We start from the raw sequence: 19,922 nt of genomic DNA on the forward strand, positions 1-19,922 counted from the left end.
GCCTCTTCAGGCTGCCTTTACCTTTTTTGTCACTTATGATAAAATCATGTAAGCTCTATTAGGACGTGTCTGAAAACTGCTCTGCCCTGCACAAGCAGTTTTCAGACGCGCCTCAGAGAACATATTTCGAAGAACGGAGGAACTGATATGAAGTTGATTACTTGGAATGTAAACGGATTAAGAGCCTGCCTCGGCAAAGGGTTTTTGGATTTTTGTAAAGAACAGAATCCTGATTGTATCTGCATTCAGGAGACTAAGATGCAGGAAGGCCAAGTCGAAATCATACTGGAGGGTTACGAACAGTATTGGAATAGTGCAGAAAAGAAAGGTTACTCGGGCACAGCGATTTTTAGTAAAGAAAAACCGATCAGTATCAATTATGATATCAATGCAGAGGGACATGATAAGGAAGGCCGGGCGGTCACATTGGAATTTCCCGAATTTTATCTAATTACAGTATACACGCCCAATTCCCAGGAAAAGCTGGCAAGATTGGATTATCGTATGGAATGGGAGGATGCATTTAGAAGCTACGTGACAGAACTGGACGAGAAAAAGCCGGTGATTATTTGTGGAGATCTGAACGTGGCACATCAAGAGATAGACCTAAAGAATCCTGCTGCTAACCGAAAAAATGCGGGCTTTTCCGATGAGGAACGGGCAAAAATGACAGAGCTGCTTGATTCGGGCTTTACCGACACCTTCCGTCATCTCTATCCGGATGCAACAGGCATCTATACATGGTGGTCCTATCGCTTCAATGCAAGAGCCAACAATGCCGGGTGGCGGATTGACTACTTCCTGGCATCCGACAGGATCAAGGATAAAATTAAGGATGTCGTAATCTTTGATCAGGTTTTCGGCAGTGATCATTGTCCTGTCATGCTTGACATTGAACTATAGTTTAGGGAAAACGCTGGTAAATTCGGTGTGCACAATCGATTCAATCGTCGCTTCCTTAGATAATTGGTTCCCCGGAGATGAAAAATATTTTTATTTCCGGGGAACTTTTGACATAGAAATGCGTCTTAATAGTATCAATTCGTAAAGGAGGTTTTGAATTAGTGAAAAAATTAATCGGTATCATGCTGGCATTCAGCTTAGTCTTGGGTTCTGCCAGTCCTGCGTTTGCAGCCGAGATGAACAGTACAGGCCTGGAAAAGGCCATCAATCAGGTAAAGAATGTTGTCACTATACCCAGTGATTTCAAAGACTTTCAGTATTCATCGAATCAGTATGAGGAAAATGGAAAGACGATAACAGTCTGGTATTTGAACTGGAACAAAAGTGACTATAGCGGAGGAATTTCTGCCACCGTCGAAAATAACGGTTATCTGATCAATTATAATAAGTATGTAGATAAGACCAATGAGGGGTTGGGGACTGTAACCAAAGAGGCTGCACAAAAAACTGCTGCAGCATTTCTTGCCAAAGTGAGACCTGACATTGCTCCGCAAATGCGCGTTGCTAAGGATAATGATTATTCCAGTACCGACAGACATTCTTTGCGTTACAATCTATACAAAAATGATGCAGTCGTTGCGTATGTTGAAGCAAGCGTGGAAGTGGATAAGTATAACGGAGAAGTCATCGGGTATAACTTCCAGGGTTCTGGAGAAGACCTGTCAAAGCTTCCGGCCGCCAGCGACATCATCAGTCTGGAAGAAGCCCAGAAAGCTTATCTGGAAAAAATTAAGGTTCCGCTTAACTATTATTCCAATTACGATTACAATAAAAAGTTGCTCACCGTATTTGCAGCTTATGCAGGTTCCGGAGAGAACAGCAAGGTCATTGATGCTAAAACAGGCGAAGCGGTAAAGGTCTACAACGATTTTCGTTTCTACAAAGATGCAGGCGGATACGGAATGGCAAAGACAGAGTCAGCAGCCAACGTCAACCAGCTGACGAAGGAAGAGATGGTCGCAGTGGATAGCTTGGCGGGCTTGATTTCTAAGGAAAAAGCAGAAAGTATTCTCAGAGAGTCGATTCCCGGAATCACAAGCAGCATGAAGGTAACCAATTCTTCCCTGTCCAAAAGCTATAACGAAGCGGACAAATATCTTTGGGAAATCGGTTTCGATGGCGCTTACGGAGTCGTAAATGCCAAGACGGGAGAAATGACCTCTTTTTATCTGTACGATGAAAACAGCTCCAAGGGGAATTCTGCATTGACAGAAGCAAAAGCGAAAGAAAAAGCAGAAGCCTTCATGAAGAAAGTGGCAGCAGAGAAGTTTGCACAATCAAGATTTTACGAAACCCCCAATTATGTTCTCTATAGATCGATGGATAACGTCACGGATTACAGCTTCAATTACTATAGACAGGCGAACGGCATTGATTTTGTTGGGAATGGTTTTACCGTCATCGTTAACAAGGCGAGCGGCATGATCACACACTATGACTTAAGCTGGTTCGACAACGTAACATTCCCAAGCATTGATAAGGTCATCACCAGTGAAGCAGCTTTTGATGCATTTAATAAGGATGGCCAGCTGGGACTGGTTTACCGAAAGGTAAATGATGGAGAGCCTGCTCTGGTTTATGACTTTGTTAAATCCACGGGAAATTTCTTAATTGATCCTGTGACAGGTGCGAAATTGGGATGGGACGGAAAGCCTTATAAAGATGCTTCTGTGCCAGCTTACTCAGATATTCAGGGACATTGGGCTGAAGCAACCATCGAAAAACTGCTTGACAACGGGTACTATCTCACAGGGGAGAAGTTCAATCCAAACGAAAAAATAACACAATTGAACTTTTTGAGATTTTTATATGCACCGATTCAGGCATATTATGATGAAGATGGTTTTTACAAAATGCTGATCAATGATAAGATTATCAAGGAGAACGAAAAAGCTCCAAATGCAGCTTTGACCAGACAGAATGCAGCTAAGTTCGCTGTTCGTTTTCTTGGCCAGGGCAAGACTGCGGAGCATCCTGAAATCTTTATAAATCCATTCAGAGACAGCGTATCTGATGCTTATAAAGGATATGCGGCAATCAGCTATGGCTTTGGGATTATGAAGGGGGATAAGAACGGACGATTCAATGGAGCAAATCAGGTGACCAACGCAGAAGCCGCGACGATCATCTACAATGCACTTCAGGTAAAGTAAAGGGGGAGAAACTTCTCTAACATGAAAACCGCCTAGTTATTTAACCGGGCGGTTTTCTGTATGTTGTACTGTTATAAATTCGATTTTTCGTTTTTTTCTTTTCATTCGCTTTCTCAGGTTTTCTGAGTCCATTCTTACAAGATCCTTGATTAGCGGATCCTGAATCAATCTGTTCCAGACCGTACGATTCGCCTGAATAAAGGAAGGCTGCAGCGGCATGGATTCTGAGATCAGAGGACATCGATAGGGAAGTTCCGTGTGAGAGAGAATTAACTCAAGCTGACCTTCTTCTGTTAGATAGGGTGCCAGGGGATAAAAACGACACTGCAGCGGCCGTAGCGCTCTCGGGCAGTGGGGCGGTGTTTTGCATCGTACAAAATATACTTTTCCGGTCCAGGACAAAGGAAATTCATAATCCTCTGCATCTTCGGCGCTCCATTTCAGCCAGTCTTCCTTTCTAGTAAACAGCTTTTCTTCGCCGGGCAGGAGATAAATCCCCATATCAAAATCCAGACCATCTCCTTGGGTATCATCTCCGCCGCAAGTACAGCATGCGGCACCGCAAAGCTGCCCGCAATCTCCGGGTAAGGGGCTGACCTTGTCAAGCAGTCTGTATATCGCTTTGTATGTGCTTTTTCTGATTGTGCTTATCATAATAAGGGTATTATATAAAATTACAAGGAATTGTGGAAGAGGCAGAACTTACTTTCTGTCAGGAATCTTTATTTTTTTGATTTTAGACGTTCCATATGGTATAATAATCGCCGATAGCTTGATTTTGCGATTATGATACAGATTAAGTGCCCCGCGAGAATTTCGGCATGAAAAGCGTGAATTCCGAAAATGCGGATGGCGGATACCATAAAACATTTTTATGGTATGCAATCGCCGATCGCTTGATTTTTGCGATTGCTCTATAACAGGCAGGAGGATACGGACAATTTATGAAATTAGGAATTGATATTGGATCGACAACAGTTAAACTCGTGTTGCTTGACCGACATGACAAAATCGTTTTCAGCAGATACGAGCGTCACATGTCCAACATATTTGAAAAAGTTTCTGAGCTTATGACTCAGCTGTACGATACTTATAAAGATATCCAAACAACCGTTGCCATTACAGGATCGGGAGGACTTGCTCTCTCGACTTTGCTCGGTATACCCTTCGAGCAGGAGGTAGTTGCTTGCAGCACCGCGGTGGAATCGCTGATTCCCAACACCGATGTAGCCATTGAACTGGGGGGAGAGGACGCAAAGATCACGTTCTACGGTCCTACCATTGAACAGAGGATGAATGGGACCTGTGCAGGAGGCACAGGTGCGTTTATCGATCAAATGGCTGTGCTTTTAAACACTGATGCGCAGGGATTAAACGAGAGCGCGAAAAATTATACAATGATCTATCCCATCGCAGCACGGTGCGGTGTTTTTGCAAAAACAGATATACAGCCGTTGATCAATGAAGGGGCAAAGATAGAAGATTTATCTGCGTCTATTTTTCAGGCTGTTGTCAATCAGACCATCAGCGGATTGGCCTGCGGAAGAACCATACGAGGCAATGTGGCGTTTCTGGGAGGACCTTTGTCATTTTTATCCGAATTAAGAAAGCGCTTTGTGGAGACGTTGGATCTCAAGCCGGAGCAGGTCATATTTCCAGCCGAGTCCCAATACTACGTTGCAATCGGCGCAGCCATGCTTTCAGCAAAAAATTCACCTGTGAATATTGAGAGCATTCTGACCAAAATTGATGCAGCTGACCTTGCTTCCATGTCTGAAACGAAGCATATGGAACCGCTATTTAAAGATTTTAACGACTTCCAGCAGTTTAAAGGAAGGCATGATAAGAATAAAATAAAACGAAGAGATATCAAGCGGGCAAAGGGAAAAGTATTTCTTGGAATTGATGCCGGTTCTACTACCACAAAGGCAGCGCTCATTGACGATGAGAAGTATCTTTTATATTCCTTCTATAAGAACAATGAAGGAAAGCCGCTGGAAGCAACTCTTGTCATGCTCAAAGAGCTTTATTCTCTATTGCCTGATGGCGCATATATTGCCAATGCGACAGTGACCGGCTACGGTGAGGGGCTGATCAAAACCGCTTTTAATGTGGATATGGGAGAAATTGAAACCATGGCCCACTACAAAGCTGCTGAGGAGTTTCTGCCCGGAGTTGATTTCATTTTGGACATCGGCGGTCAGGATATGAAATGTATGAAGATCAAGGATGGGGCAATCTATAATATCATGCTCAATGAAGCCTGCTCCTCCGGGTGCGGATCTTTTATAGAAACCTATTCAAAATCGGTCAATATGAGCGTTCAAGCCTTTGCAAAAGAAGGACTTTTTGCAGAATCCCCTGTTGACCTGGGAACTCGCTGTACGGTATTTATGAATTCCAAGGTCAAGCAGGCCCAGAAAGAAGGGGCCTCCATCGGTGACATCTCCGCAGGTTTGTCCCATTCCGTCATAAAAAATGCCTTATACAAGGTGATCAAGCTGAGAGACTCAGAAGAGGCTGGCAACAAGATCGTTGTGCAAGGGGGAACCTTTCTGAATGATTCCGTGCTGAGGAGTATTGAGCAGATCATGGAGAGGAAGGTCGTTCGTCCGGATATCGCAGGGATCATGGGGGCGTATGGCTCTGCATTAAATGCGAGAGAAAATTATGTGGAAGGTACCGAATCAGCAATCATCAAGTCTGCTGAAATGGCATGCTTCACCGTCACCAATACCCATACACGCTGTAAGGGCTGCGAAAACAAGTGCCTACTGACCATTAACAAATTTAATGACGGGGGAAGGTTTATCACGGGAAATCGGTGTGATAAAGGAGCCGGACTGGAAAAAAAGGGGGAGCATCTTCCCAACCTCTTTGAATACAAATACAGACGGCTGTTCTCATATGAACCGTTGGAAGAAGCTTACGCATCGAGAGGTACCGTTGGAATCCCTCGTGTACTCAATATGCATGAAAATTACCCATTCTGGTTCACCTTTTTTACCAGCCTGGGCTTTCGAGTTGTGCTTTCTCCTGTTTCCACAAAAGACATTTATGAGCTTGGAATGGAGAGTATTTCCTCCGATACCGCATGTTATCCTGCAAAATTGGTTCACGGTCATATTAGGTGGCTTGTCAATAATGGAGTAAAATGGATTTTCTATCCCTGTGTGAACTATGAGATGATTGAAGATCACAGTGCACCGAATCATTACAATTGTCCCATCGTTGCCACCTATCCCGAGGTTATTTCAAGCAACATGGATGAAATTTTTAAGGAGAATGAGGTGCAATTCAGCCACCCATTTCTCCCGTATGACGATGACATCAGACTGAGCCGCCAGCTTTACGAAATGATGAGAAGTCTTCACATTGGATTTAATGAAGTCAGTAAGGCAGTGAAGGCTGCAAGGAAAGAGGATAAACGATTTAAGGACGATATTAAAAAGAACGGTGCTTACGCCATAAAATATATCAAGGACAATAATAAAAAGGCAATTGTACTGGCAGGCAGACCATATCATCTCGATCCGGAAATCAACCACGGGATCGATCAGGTGATTAATTCCTTTGGAATGGCCGTTCTGACTGAGGATTCTGTGGCTCATTTCGCCAAACTGAATCGCCCCATCAGGGTGCTTGATCAATGGATGTATCATTCCAGAATGTATCGCGCTGCGGAGGTGGCAGGGAGAAATGATGATATTGAGCTGATTCAGCTTAATTCCTTTGGCTGCGGACTAGATGCTGTGACTACAGACCAGGTGGAAGAAATTCTGACGAATAAAAACAAGCTGTATACGGTACTGAAGATTGATGAAGGCTCCAATTTAGGAGCGGCAAAGATCCGAATCAGATCGCTCAAAGCAGCAATGGACGAAAGGGAGAAGAACAACGTAAAGTATATCCAAAATCATTCTCCTTACAAACGCAAACTCTTTACGAATCGAATGAAGAAGAACTACACGCTGCTGATTCCGCAGATGTCGCCCATCCATTTTCAGTTTTTAGAACCGGCGCTGCATCATGGAGGTTATCAAGCGGTTTTGCTGCCCTCTGTTGATAAGCATGCAGTAGAAGAGGGACTGAAATATATCAATAACGATGCTTGTTATCCTACAATTGTAACGCTTGGGCAGATCATTTCCGCACTGAAATCCGGAAAATATGATCTGAATAAAACGGCGATTGCTATGTCTCAGACAGGAGGCGGATGCCGTGCCAGCAATTACGTTTCGCTGCTTAGAAAAGCCCTTGGTGAGCTGAAGATGGAGCAAATTCCGGTAGTTTCAATCAATATGTCCGGCCTTGAAAAAAACCCGGGCTTCCAATTTACGCTTCCGCTGATTAAGCGGATTTTGATGGGCATGGTATATGGCGATGTGCTGATGAGGGTGCTCTATGCAACAAGACCCTATGAGGCTGTCCCAGGCTCAGCTGACGAATTGTTTGAAAAGTGGTCAAAAAAAGCAAAAGTGAATATTGAAAAAGGAAGCGTACGCAAATTTAACAAATATATTCACGATATTGTTGAGGACTTTGACAAGATCCCGCTTCGAGATGTGAAAAAACCAAAGATCGGCGTTGTCGGTGAAATCCTTGTAAAATATCATCCCACCGCAAACAACGATATTGTTGGAATTATCGAAGAGGAAGGCGGCGAAGCAGTTGTTTTGGATCTCATTGATTTCTTCCTTTACGGTATGTACAGCAAAGAGTTCAATTTCAGAAAACTGAGCGGGAAATACAGCACGATGCTAGGGAATGCGGCTGCGATTCGGGTTTTTGAATATTTCAGAAAACCTGCCAGAGAAGCCCTTGAACAAAGCAAGCGCTTTGAACCGCCGCTCTTTATTAAGGAGATGGCACAAAAAGCGAGCCGCATCATTTCCCTTGGAAATCAGTGCGGAGAGGGATGGCTGCTCACCGGTGAAATGGTGGAGCTCATCGACAACGGTGTAGAAAACATTGTTTGCCTCCAACCATTTGCATGCCTTCCCAATCATGTAACAGGAAAAGGTATGATGAAAGCCTTGCGGCAGTATAGCCCGATGGCGAATATTGCAGCCATCGATTATGATCCCGGCGCAAGTGACGTCAACCAGCTCAATCGGATCAAGCTGATGATGGCGACTGCTTACCGCAATTTGGAAAAAGAGAAGTAAAAATTGTAATTTCGTTTTCGATGTGGTATAATTACTCCGTTGATTTTAACGGGACTGCCGAAAGGCGGGAATCACAAACCGGGAAATGCTGTAATTACATTCATTTCAGGGATTCCGTTCGAAATATTAAATCATGATATTAATCGATAGACAGGAGGAATTGTTTGATGGGCAGACATGGAACAATTGCAAACAGAAAAGCGTCTCAGGATAATAAAAGAGCGCAGGTTTTTACAAAATATGCCAGGGCTATTACAGTAGCTGCAAAGGGCGGCGGTGACCCTGAATATAATATTGCATTAAAGCATGCCATCGATAAGGCTAAGGGCATCAATATGCCGAATGACAATATTACTAGAGCGATCAAGAAGGGAACCGGCGAGCTTGCGGGGGAAACCTACGAGCCAGGCAGCTTTGAGGGTTATGGTGCTGGAGGCGTGGCGGTTATCGTCGATGTTCTCACCGACAACAGAAACAGGACAACCGCTGCAATGAAGCATGCTTTTGACAAATACGGCGGGAACCTTGGGGTACCGGGCTGTGTATCCTACATGTTCGAAAGAAAAGGAATTATTCTGATCGAGAAAACCGATGGTGTAGATGAAGATGCACTGATGGAAGCAGCTTTGGAAAGCGGAGCAGATGATATGCTTACGCATGAAGATTCTTTTGAAGTGCAGACCACTCCGGATGCCTTTGATGAGGTTTCTGATGCATTAAAGGCATCAGGATACGAGCTTGTTGAGGCAGACATTGAATACGTTCCTTCCATGGAATCCGCGCCAACGAATGAGCATGACATCAAGAATCTGAAGAAAATGATCGAGATCCTGGAAGACAATGACGATGTGCAGAAGGTATATCACAACTGCAGTCTGGATTTAGAGGACTAATCAGAACTATATATTTGATACGTTCGTTGTTCAAAAAAATATAAATCAACCAATTCCCCCGGTGATATAGGGATTTAATCGAATCACCGGGGGTTTTCATTGCAATAATAAGGTGAAATCATAGTAGAATCAAAATATAAAATATTGTAAAAAGTTTCAGACAGTAGTAGAATTGAGTCATTAAAGCTATTTTTATAGCAGTTTCTGTCGAAAAAGCGAAGGTTAAAAAATAATTGGGGATTTACGAATTAGAGAAGTAATCAAAGAATCAATTCAGATCAAGGAGTATACGATGATAAAAAAAATCCAATTCATTTCGCTTATGTTATGTATTTTGATGATCACTTCATCTTGCGGCATATCCACTCAGGATAAGCTTCTGGATCCCGAAAAACCCATTACCATAACCGTCTGGAATTATTATAACGGAACCGTCAAAGTAAAATTTGACGAACTTGTTTCCAGGTTTAATGAGACGATCGGTGCAGAACAGGGAATTGTGGTGGAAGCCCAAAGCTATGGTGACGTCAATGAACTGGCGGATGCTGTTTTTGAGTCTGCAAATGAAGAAATCGGAGCCATGCAAATGCCTGACATCTTTGCTTCTTATCCAGATAATGCGTTTCGCGTCGATCAGATTTCTGAGCTTGCGGATTTGAACGAATATTTCACAAAAGAAGAGCTTGGTGAAATCAGAGAAGAATTCTTATCAGAAGGATACTTTGGAGAAGAAGGTGCCCTGAAAATCTTGCCAATCGCTAAGTCTACAGAAGTTCTGTACCTGAATAAAACCTACTGGGATGCGTTTGCGGGAAAAACAGGGGCTGATATATCAAATCTTTCCACCTGGGAGGGGCTTGCACAGACCGCGAAGAAATATTACGAAGCTACAGGAAAACCATTCTTCAGTCTAGATGCAAATGCAAACTTTATGTTGATTTCGGCCATGCAGCTTGGCGAGGAGATGTATACTTACAATGAGTTTGATGCAACTCTGAATCTGAGTGAGGACACGGCCTACCGAATTTGGAAGAATTATTATGTTCCCTTTCTAAATGGTTATTATGCTAAATCGGGACGATTCAGCTCCGATGATGCGAGAACGGGAGCTATAGCTGCCTATACCGGATCTACAGCGGGCGCATCCTATTTCCCGGGGCAAGTGGAGCGAGACGGAGATTCAACTCCTATAGAAGTAATGGCACTGCCTTATCCCCATTATGAGGAAGGGGAAGCCTATGTCGTTCAGCAGGGGGCCGGTATGTGCATCGCAAGAAGCGATGCCGCTCATGAATATGCAGCAGCGGTTTTTCTGAAATGGTTCATCAATGTTCCTCAAAATATTGAATTTGCGGCGGCAACGGGTTATCTACCTGTTAAGACAGAGGCGCTTGACGCAGGTGCTATCTTGAATGAAATGAAGGAAGAAGATCGCGCCAATGTTACTGTAACAAAAACCATCAAGGCAGCAATCGATATGCTAAATTCCTATACCTTGTATGGAAATAAACCTTTTAGAAGTAGTTATGAAATCCGTTCTATCCTAGAATCCAGTCTCTTTGAACTCGTGAAGCACGATCTAGAAACACTTGAAAACCGTGTCAATGAAGGAGAGAACAGACAGGCTGTAATCGATGAACTTTGCGGGAAGGAACATTTTGACAGTTGGTATCAGGAATTTACAGGCAGCATCCAGTCCGCTTTGTCTAGGAATCGATAGAATATGGTTGGGAACCTGCAAACAGCAGAACAGAATTGAGAGGCTTTGAAATGAAACATTTGAATATGGATCGGAAATCAATTGCGTTTCGACTGACGACTCTGACCATAGTAATTATTATCGGGCAAGCGGCTTTACTGACATTTTTTCTTATTATTGGCGGAGTGATCAGCCAGGCGGAACAAAATTCCTATAACTCATTTTCCGAAAAGGTAAGAAATCGCAAGGATTACCTTCAACGGGAAATGAAGTACCGCTGGATGAATATGGATCCTTATGTTGAGCAAATTTCGGAACGGTATGATAAGGAGAGCAATTCGGATCAATTTTTTCTGGAGATTAGTGATCCTTTGATTTCCATGCTGAGAGCAACCCAGGTAACAGGTGTATTTGTCATCCTGAATCAAAAGGGGGATGCTCAGGATGAAGCCAAAGAAGCCCTATACATCAGGGATTATGACCCTGTTCTCAACGACTATAACAACAGAGATCTCTACTACATTTTTGGCCCTTCTGGACTGGCCAACCGCCTGCAGATTCCACTGGACAGAATGTGGAAACATCGGATGGATATGAGTGCGCTGCCATCTGAATTTTATGAGATGCCATTGAGTAAGGCGCCTCTGACATCGACAGCAAATCTTTTGGGATATTGGAGTCTGCCTTTCCATCTTTCTCCCGATGATGGTTCCATCATTACCTATACAAGACCCTTGTTCGATGACGAAAACCGGCTCATCGGCATTGTGGGAGTAGAAGTATCGGAACAGTATCTATCAAAGTTCCTGCCGGCAACAGACCTGCAGATGAAAGATTCCTATGGTTATATGTTGGGATATCGTCAAGCGCAAGAGGACAACATCGAGCCAATTATGCTGACAAGAGCCATTCAAAAGAGGATTGCTCAGAATGGGCAGCCATTGGAATATAAGGCTAGGGATCTGGAAAATTCAATTTATATCTTGGAGAATCACAATCTGAAGGGCAATATTTATCTTTCGATAGAAAGCCTTGGCCTCTACAACAATAATACGCCCTTTCAGCAGAGTCAGTGGTACCTCATAGGAATTATGGGTGAAAATCATCTGCTCAGCTATGTGACGACCATTCAATCGATCTTGGTGGTATCGATGCTGGCTTCCGTGTTCATCGGAGTAGTTTTTGCGTATTTCTTTAGTTACCGGTTTACAAAACCGATCATTCTAGTATCAAGGAAGACGAAAGAGACAAATACTGGCAAGAGGATCGAGCTTGAAAAAACAGGGCTGAAAGAAGTGGATGAATTACTTAAGATTATTCAATCCACCAGTAATATGCTTCTTGAAACATCCGGTAGAATGTCGAAAATTATCGAAATGGTTGGATTGCCTCTCGGTGTGTTTGAGTACAGTGACAATGAAAAAAGTGTTTTTTTCACGGATCAGCTTCCTCTCCTTTTATCGCTAAGCTCTGCCGAAACGGAAGTTATCACAGCGGATAAGGAACGTTTTACACGGATTATTGATCAATTACTAAGCAACCCCGAAGAAGAGGAAGAGGATATTTATTCTGTTAGCTGCGATCCCGAAAGATGGCTGAAAATCAAATTAGCCAGGAAGGATGCAACAACTCTTGGTGTTATTATGGATGCTACCGATGAAATGACAGAAAAGAAGAGGATTATGACAGAACGGGATATTGATCCTCTAACAGGTATTTTGAACAGAAAAGCCCTTCATCTGCAGATGGAAGATGGGCTTTTGAAAAGAAATGAGAATCTGGCCGCCGCAATCCTGATGTTCGATCTTGACAATCTGAAATCAGTCAATGACACCTATGGGCATAGTTGGGGAGATCTCTATATCAAACAAGCGGTCAAGCACTTGGAAATGATCACGGCAGAGGGCAAGGTACTTGGCAGACGCTCCGGAGATGAATTTGCACTGCTTCTTTATGATCGTGAATCCAAGGAAGATATAAGGCATTCCATTGAAACCTTTTATATGGGACTTAAGTCCGATTCGATGACTTATCCTGATCAAAGCAAGGGGATTGCTGCTGTATCAGCAGGACTTGTCTGGGTAGGACCGATCGAAACAACACTGGATGAATATTTGAATAAAGCCGATGAATTGATGTATGAAGCGAAGCGAAACGAGAAGGGGTATTACTGCGAAGGAACAATTTAATAGACAGAATCAAATGTCTCAAAATAGAAAGGTTATTTTGAGACATTTTTTATTTTTCTCTGTTAATCTACTTTTAACAAACTCATAATAACACTTTAATATTGAAACGATATACTGATTACAGAAACAAACGAAAGGAGCGTGATGTGAATGACAGAGGAGAACATCTACTTTGAAGGCAGCGAAACCTTCTTTGCAGATCTGGCATCAGGAGAGAATGATGACGAAAACGTTCTGAATGCATATTGGGTCTCACAGAGATAGGCTTACGGCCATACCTCGTTTAATAAGTCACAGGAGACTTTTCATATAGATTACCTCCTCAATGGCAACCAGGCAATTGATCAAATTGCATCACGGTTGTCTTCCTCTTTTTTTGAAAGGAATTCGTATGAGATCGAAGTAGAATTCCAATACTATAAGCATCTTGATTTTCGAACCGTTTCAAGTATCACATAGAACAGAGGAGGAACAGTTTTGAGTAAGGTTACAAGTAAAAATCAATTGCAGGGAAAGGAGATCAAGCGGGATTATCTAGACGAAGCCGTACATGGATACAATCTGAAAACGGCCATGGAAGAAGCCGCCCGCTGCGTTCTTTGTTATGATGCTCCTTGCAGCAAGGGTTGCCCTGCGGATACCAAACCGGCAGACTTTATTAGGTCTATCCGCTTCCGGAATATCAAAGGGGCTGCAGCCACCATTCGGGAGGCCAATGCGCTAGGAGGCTGCACTGCAAAGGTTTGTCCCTATGACAGGCTGTGCGAAGAAGCCTGCAGCAGAACGGGAATTGACAAACCGATTCAGATTGGAAGGCTACAAGCTTTTGCGGTCGCTATGGAAAAAGAATATGATATGCAAGTTCTGGAAGCACCTGATGCAACAAAAGAGAAGGTTGCGTGCATCGGCGCAGGACCGGCATCCCTTGCCTGTGCGCAGAAACTTGCACTCAGCGGTTACAAGGTAACGATTTTTGAGGAATTTGATAAGCCAGGCGGGGTTCTCACCTACGGGATCATACCTTCGAGGCTTCCTCAGGATGTGGTGGACTTTGATATTCAGAAGGTAAAAGATCTTGGTGTTGAATTTGTTCTGAATAAAAAGGTTGGACGCGATATCAGCATCAGCCAACTGAGGGAACAAGGATTTAAAGCAATATTCGTCGGAACCGGGCTTTGGAAATCCAAAGCGCTTGATATCAGGGGAAAGGATCTGAACGGAGTAACCTATGCTGTGGAATTTCTGAAAAAAGCACGATCCTCAATGGGTGAGATGAGGATAAAAGGTGATGTTGTGGTAATCGGGGGCGGAGATGTGGCAATGGACTGTGCCGCAACTGCAAAGCTGCTTGGAGCTGACAAGGTAACCATCGTTTATCGGAGAACCATTGAAGAAGCTCCGGCGGATATCGCGGAACTGGAATATGTACAAGCCCTAGGGATCGGTATATCCACAAAATTTAAACCTCAGGAAATCTTAGGAGAAGACGGTAAAGTCAAGGGCTTTCTGGCAGAAGGAACCGATGGTTTTTCACAGCTGAAGCTGAAGGCGGATCATGTCATCTTTGCCATCGGTCAGGAGGCAGAGAATATGAAAGAGATTGCAGATATCTCACTCAATGATAACGGAACCATTGCGTGCGATGTGAACAAAGGATTTACAAATGAAGAAGGAATCTTTGCAGCAGGAGATATTGTCAATGGAGGCAAAACCGTGGTAGAAGCTGTTGCGGCAGGAAAATCCGTTGCGGAGAGTATCATAAGTTATCTCTCAAAAAAAGAAGGGGTGAAGTAATATGGCAAAGCAAGCTGATTTATCAATCGAATATCTGGGTGTCAAATGCGAGAACCCGTTTTTCCTGTCCTCTTCACCGGTTGGCGGCTGCTATGATATGGTGGCAAAGGCTTATGAAGCCGGCTGGGGCGGCGTCTTTTTCAAGACTGTGGGCAGATTTATCGCAGACGAATGTTCCCCGCGGTTTGACAACGTCAGTAAGGAGGATACACCCTGGATCGGGTTTAAAAATATGGAGCAGATTTCTGATAAGCCATTAGAGGACAACCTGCAGGCGATCCACCGATTGAAGAGAGATTATCCGGATAAGGTGATGGTTGCAACCATCATGGGGAGCACTGACGAGGAATGGAAAGAATTGGCTGAGCTTGTGACCCAGGCGGGAGCCGATCTTATCGAATGCAATTTTTCATGTCCTCAGATGACAAGCCATGCTATGGGCTCTGATGTAGGTCAGAATCCAGACTTGGTACGTCAATATTCCAAAGCTGTCTCCGGCGCTACAAAGCTTCCGGTAATTGCAAAGATGACGCCTAATATCGGAAACATGGAGATTCCTGCCATTGCTGCCATCGAAGGCGGAGCAAAAGGTGTGTCTGCAATCAACACCATTAAATCAATTACGAATATCAATTTGGAGCACATGACGGCTATGCCTGTGGTAAACGGAAAATCCGCGATCTCCGGCTACTCCGGTGCTGCAGTAAAACCCATCGGACTGCGCTTCATTGCCCAGATGAAGTCACATCCGCTTTTGAAGGATATCCAGATGAGCGGAATCGGCGGAATAGAAACATGGCGGGATGCACTGGAATATATTCTGGTAGGAAGCCATAATGTTCAGGTGACCACTTCAGTCATGCAGTACGGATATCGCATTGTCTCCGATATGATCAGCGGGTTGTCCTATTACATGCAGGATCAGGGATTCAACAAATTGGAGGATATGATAGGACTTGCTCTGCCCAATATTATCCCGGCTGAAGAGCTGGATCGAAACTTTAAAATCATTGTGAACATTGATCACGATAAATGCATTGGCTGCGGCAGATGTTATGTGTCCTGCTTTGATGCAGCGCATCAGGCCATCAATTGGGATTTCGAAAACAGAAGGCCTTCCGTCAATGACGAGTGCGTCGGCTGTCATCTCTGCCTCAATGTTTGTCCTGTGCCTGACTGCATTAGACCGGGAGAAATCAAATATAAGGATGAATCAAAACGGATTCCGAAGGATATTGCGTTCCAAACCAGATATGAATAAGGACATGTTTTAACATTCTAGAAAAAATTTTCGATAAGGCAATATTTACATTTGTAAAATTCGTCGATATCGTTTATAATAATAAAACAGCAAGACAATTGAATAACATTGTTTAAGATCCTGGAATGCTCGTTTAGGATATATAATTCAACCTACATCTTGACCTTGGGAATTCGCGTTTCCCCGCCTATGTCAAGCCTCCTTGCAGAGGAAGGCAGAAGCAGGAACAGAGTACCCCCCTATCTTTGATAGGGTGTGAATTATTGACCTGACGACATGTTCGGGATTTTTTTTTATCTCTTCTTGATTTTTGGTATTATTAGGATTAAAATCGTAGTAAAATAATACGAAATGACGTTTCATAATGTGAAATAGCTAAGCTACATACAGGATAAACATAAGAGATGTAACCGTTAATGTTAAGAAACGCTGATTGATTACAGCGATTTCTTAAAACAGGTGAGTAGGAGGAAAAAAATGAGCTACAAGAGTGACATTGAAATTGCTCAGGAAGCGGCCCCCAAGCTGGTACAGGAGATTGCAGCAAAACTCTCCATTGACGATGAATTTGTAGAGTGTTACGGAAAGTACAAGGCGAAAATTGACTATAATATGCTGGACCGTTACCAAGACAAGGAAAATGGGAAACTGATTCTTGTAACTGCCATCAATCCCACTCCGGCGGGAGAGGGAAAAACAACCACCACTGTGGGGCTTGGCGACGCCCTGAGCAGAATTGGGAAAAAAACCGTCATCGCATTGCGGGAGCCCTCCTTGGGCCCGGTATTCGGTGTAAAAGGCGGCGCTGCCGGCGGAGGCTATGCCCAGGTAATTCCCATGGAGGATATCAACCTGCACTTTACAGGGGATATTCATGCCGTCACTACTGCCAACAATCTCATTGCAGCAATGCTGGATAATCACATTATGCAGGGCAACAGCCTGGGAATTGATGTGAGAAGAATTATCTGGAGAAGGTGCATGGATATGAATGACAGGCAGCTTCGGTTTATGGTGAACGGTCTTGGAGGAAAAGCAAATGGAATGCCGAGGGAAGATGGCTTCGATATATCCGTTGCATCCGAAATTATGGCCGTTCTTTGTTTATCCAAGGATCTTGAAGATCTGAAGGAGAGAGTCGCCAGGATCATTCTGGCTTATGACTTTGAAGGTAAACCGGTGACTGTTGGCGACATAAAAGCCCAGGGAGCGGTAGCTGCTCTGATGAAGGAAGCTTTGAAGCCGAACCTTGCACAAACCCTAGAGCATACACCTGCCTTTATTCATGGAGGACCGTTTGCCAACATCGCCCATGGCTGCAACAGTATTATGGCAACCCGTATTGCCCTTAAGCTGGGTGACTATGTCGTAACAGAAGCGGGTTTTGGTGCTGATCTTGGCGCAGAAAAATTTCTTGATATCAAATGCAGAATCAGCGGTCTGAAGCCTGATGCAGTTGTTATCGTAGCCACCGCAAGAGCACTGAAGCATCACGGCGGTGTACATAAGACGGAATTAAACAACGAAAACATACCGGCACTGGGTAAGGGAATTGAAAATCTGCTGAAGCATGTGGAGAACATTACTGAGGTTTATGGTCTTCCTGCTGTTGTAGCAATCAACCGGTTCCCCACTGATACAGAAGATGAGCTGAAATACATAGAAGACCGATGCAAAGAGCTTGGCGTTAATGTCATGCTGTCAGAAGTCTGGGCCAAGGGTGGCGCAGGCGGAGAAGCGCTGGCACATGAAGTGGTGCGCGTCATTGGTGAAAAGGAAAACAACTTTAGATTCTCCTACGATGAAAATCTGTCCATTCAAGAAAAAATCCATGCCATTGCAACGAAGATTTATGGTGCGGAAGGGGTGGACTATATCGGAAATTCTCTAAATCAGATTAAGGAAATCGAAGCGATCGGTTACGGAAACTTACCGATCTGTATGGCCAAAACCCAGTACTCCTTATCTGATGATCCGAAAAAACTTGGCAGGCCTGAGGGCTTCCGTGTTACGGTGAGGAATATTAAGCCATCCATTGGAGCTGGTTTTATCGTTGCCATAACAGGTGAAATTATGACCATGCCCGGACTGCCAAAGGTACCTTCGGCAGAAATGATCGATATTGACAAGACCGGAAAAATATCCGGATTATTCTAGGAGGATAGAATGCTGAATCAAAGCTGCCTGGAATTCATCGATGCACTTGCATCCAGCAAACCCGTACCCGGAGGCGGCGGTGCATCCGCCCTTGTAGGCTCTGTTGGTATGGCGCTGGGGAGCATGGTCGGGAATCTTACGGTGGGCAAGAAAAAATATGCGGATGTTGAAGAAGACATGAGAGCATTGCTCGTAGAATCGGAAGTGTTGATTCGCCGATTCAATGAGCTAGTTAAAGAAGATGCAGAGGTTTTTGAGCCTCTTTCCAGGGCATACGGACTTCCGTCAGGTACAGAGGAAGAAAAGGCAGAAAAAGAGCGTGTTCTTCAGGAAGTACTTGTCAAGGCTACTCTGGTTCCAATGGAGATCGCTGAAAACTGTCTTGCGGCAATGAAGCTCTTGGAACAGTATGCGAAAAAAGGAAGCCGTATCGTCATCAGCGATGCAGGAGTAGGCGTAATCTTTTGTAAATCCGCTCTGCAGGGAGCAAAACTGAATGTCCTAATCAATCTAAAACTTATGAAAGATGAAACGCTCAAATCGAAATACAGCGAGCAGATCAAAGCGGTTGAACTAGAAGGACTCCGTCTGGCTGATGAGGTATATGAATATGTGGAGGGGCTGCTATGCTGTTAAAGGGAAAACCTGTTGCAGATCAAATCAGAACTGAGATACGGGATGCAGTGGAAGCCTGCAGACAATCAGGCAGAGCGCTTCCAAAACTGGCAATCCTTCGTGCAGGAAACAGACCGGACGATATCGCTTATGAGAATCGTGTACTGAGAAATTGCGGAGAGCTAGGAATTCTTGCAGAAGTGGCGGAAGTTGACGATAACGTTGATATGGTAAACTTTATTGACAAGCTTCATCAGCTCAATGAAGACCAGAATATTCATGGGATATTGATCTTCAGACCCCTGCCAAAGCAGCTTGATATGGATGTCGTTAGCAGAACCATCAAGCCGGAGAAGGACATCGACTGTATGAGCCCTGTCAATGCCGAAAAGGTATTTCTGGGTGATAAGAGCGGAATTGCGCCTTGCACTCCCGAGGCTGTCATTGAAATTCTAAAGTTTTACGACTATGACCTGGAAGGAAAAAATGTGGCTGTGGTCAACAGAAGCATGGTGCTTGGCAAACCCCTTGCCATGCTCTTTCTGAATGAAAATTCCACGGTCACCCTATGTCATTCCAAGACGAAGAATTTACCTGAAGTGACAGCCAAAGCGGATATCGTGGTAACCGGAGCAGGTAAGGCAAAATTCTTTGGGAAGCAATATTTTTCTTCCGATTCTGTGATCGTCGATGTAGGAATTAATACCGATGCGGCAGGCAATTTATGCGGAGACGTGGATTTTGACCAAGTCGGTGAGTCGGTTCGCGCAATATCACCAGTCCCGGGAGGCGTGGGAACGGTCACCTCGATGATCCTATTAAAACACGTCATCAGGGCGATGGAGCAGCAAGTGACTGTGTAAGTAGGATTTGAAAAAATGAAAACAATTGACATTTAGCAATTGAAGGAAGTGCTGATTTATTCCGTGCTTCCTTGGAACAAAAAAATAAAAAATATAGGGAATCGCTGATTTAATGAAGTGTTCGCACGGAATGAATCAGCGGTTCCATAGGAAAAGGTAAGGTATAA

General features: G+C 44.0%; 12 protein-coding genes. 11 read left to right on the plus strand and 1 reads right to left on the minus strand.

Annotated elements, in window-relative coordinates; all coding sequences use genetic code 11:
- Positions 1 to 147 precede the first annotated feature (147 nt).
- Positions 148 to 903: an exodeoxyribonuclease III gene (gene xth, locus FRZ06_04250; GenBank protein ID QOX62612.1), complete on the plus strand. Its 756-nt coding sequence runs from the start codon at positions 148 to 150 to the stop codon at positions 901 to 903.
- Positions 904 to 1,064: 161 nt separating this feature from the next.
- Positions 1,065 to 3,116: an S-layer homology domain-containing protein gene (locus tag FRZ06_04255; protein ID QOX62613.1), complete on the plus strand. Its 2,052-nt coding sequence runs from the start codon at positions 1,065 to 1,067 to the stop codon at positions 3,114 to 3,116.
- 36 nt (positions 3,117 to 3,152) lie between these two features.
- On the opposite strand, the gene FRZ06_04260 is transcribed toward FRZ06_04255, so the two are convergent.
- Positions 3,153 to 3,770, minus strand: a complete 618-nt coding sequence (locus tag FRZ06_04260) for a hypothetical protein (protein QOX62614.1) — start codon at positions 3,768 to 3,770, stop codon at positions 3,153 to 3,155.
- Positions 3,771 to 4,060: 290 nt separating this feature from the next.
- Between FRZ06_04260 and FRZ06_04265 the strand changes: the two genes are divergently transcribed.
- The 9 genes from FRZ06_04265 (at position 4,061) to FRZ06_04305 (ending at position 19,755) form a co-directional block, all read left to right on the plus strand.
- Positions 4,061 to 8,284, plus strand: a complete 4,224-nt coding sequence (locus FRZ06_04265; protein QOX62615.1) for a 2-hydroxyacyl-CoA dehydratase — start codon at positions 4,061 to 4,063, stop codon at positions 8,282 to 8,284.
- 167 nt (positions 8,285 to 8,451) lie between these two features.
- Positions 8,452 to 9,177, plus strand: a complete 726-nt coding sequence (locus FRZ06_04270) for a YebC/PmpR family DNA-binding transcriptional regulator (protein ID QOX65823.1) — start codon at positions 8,452 to 8,454, stop codon at positions 9,175 to 9,177.
- 292 nt (positions 9,178 to 9,469) lie between these two features.
- Positions 9,470 to 10,897, plus strand: a complete 1,428-nt coding sequence (locus FRZ06_04275; protein ID QOX62616.1) for an extracellular solute-binding protein — start codon at positions 9,470 to 9,472, stop codon at positions 10,895 to 10,897.
- Between the two features lie 50 nt (positions 10,898 to 10,947).
- Positions 10,948 to 13,065: a diguanylate cyclase gene (locus FRZ06_04280; GenBank protein QOX62617.1), complete on the plus strand. Its 2,118-nt coding sequence runs from the start codon at positions 10,948 to 10,950 to the stop codon at positions 13,063 to 13,065.
- A gap of 573 nt (positions 13,066 to 13,638) precedes the next feature.
- A complete protein-coding gene (locus FRZ06_04285; GenBank protein QOX65824.1) occupies positions 13,639 to 14,859 on the plus strand; it encodes a dihydropyrimidine dehydrogenase in 1,221 nt (406 codons plus the stop codon).
- A gap of 1 nt (position 14,860) precedes the next feature.
- Complete coding sequence (gene preA / locus FRZ06_04290) at positions 14,861 to 16,120, plus strand: NAD-dependent dihydropyrimidine dehydrogenase subunit PreA (GenBank protein ID QOX62618.1); 1,260 nt, start codon at positions 14,861 to 14,863, stop codon at positions 16,118 to 16,120.
- Between the two features lie 477 nt (positions 16,121 to 16,597).
- The gene (locus FRZ06_04295; GenBank protein QOX62619.1) at positions 16,598 to 18,277 is read left to right on the plus strand and encodes a formate--tetrahydrofolate ligase; all 1,680 of its coding nucleotides are present in this window, start codon (positions 16,598 to 16,600) and stop codon (positions 18,275 to 18,277) included.
- Between the two features lie 9 nt (positions 18,278 to 18,286).
- Entirely contained in the window at positions 18,287 to 18,913 is a 627-nt protein-coding gene (locus tag FRZ06_04300) for a cyclodeaminase/cyclohydrolase family protein (protein ID QOX62620.1), read from the plus strand.
- Positions 18,904 to 19,755, plus strand: a complete 852-nt coding sequence (locus FRZ06_04305; protein ID QOX62621.1) for a bifunctional 5,10-methylenetetrahydrofolate dehydrogenase/5,10-methenyltetrahydrofolate cyclohydrolase — start codon at positions 18,904 to 18,906, stop codon at positions 19,753 to 19,755. The genes FRZ06_04300 and FRZ06_04305 overlap by 10 nt, the downstream gene beginning before the upstream one ends.
- Positions 19,756 to 19,922 lie beyond the last annotated feature (167 nt).

Source organism: Clostridiales bacterium (assembly GCA_015243575.1).
Classification (GTDB): Bacteria; Bacillota; Clostridia; order Peptostreptococcales; family Anaerovoracaceae; genus Anoxybacterium; species Anoxybacterium hadale.

Bases quoted from the DNA above. Each gene is read 5' to 3' on its own strand.
- xth (QOX62612.1), top strand. From the start codon at position 148: ATGAAGTTGATTACTTGGAATGTAAACGGATTAAGAGCCTGCCTCGGC.
- FRZ06_04260 (QOX62614.1), bottom strand. From the start codon at position 3,770: ATGATAAGCACAATCAGAAAAAGCACATACAAAGCGATATACAGACTG.
- FRZ06_04265 (QOX62615.1), top strand. From the start codon at position 4,061: ATGAAATTAGGAATTGATATTGGATCGACAACAGTTAAACTCGTGTTG.
- FRZ06_04270 (QOX65823.1), top strand. From the start codon at position 8,452: ATGGGCAGACATGGAACAATTGCAAACAGAAAAGCGTCTCAGGATAAT.
- FRZ06_04275 (QOX62616.1), top strand. From the start codon at position 9,470: ATGATAAAAAAAATCCAATTCATTTCGCTTATGTTATGTATTTTGATG.
- FRZ06_04280 (QOX62617.1), top strand. From the start codon at position 10,948: ATGAAACATTTGAATATGGATCGGAAATCAATTGCGTTTCGACTGACG.
- FRZ06_04285 (QOX65824.1), top strand. From the start codon at position 13,639: ATGGAAGAAGCCGCCCGCTGCGTTCTTTGTTATGATGCTCCTTGCAGC.
- preA (QOX62618.1), top strand. From the start codon at position 14,861: ATGGCAAAGCAAGCTGATTTATCAATCGAATATCTGGGTGTCAAATGC.
- FRZ06_04295 (QOX62619.1), top strand. From the start codon at position 16,598: ATGAGCTACAAGAGTGACATTGAAATTGCTCAGGAAGCGGCCCCCAAG.
- FRZ06_04300 (QOX62620.1), top strand. From the start codon at position 18,287: ATGCTGAATCAAAGCTGCCTGGAATTCATCGATGCACTTGCATCCAGC.
- FRZ06_04305 (QOX62621.1), top strand. From the start codon at position 18,904: ATGCTGTTAAAGGGAAAACCTGTTGCAGATCAAATCAGAACTGAGATA.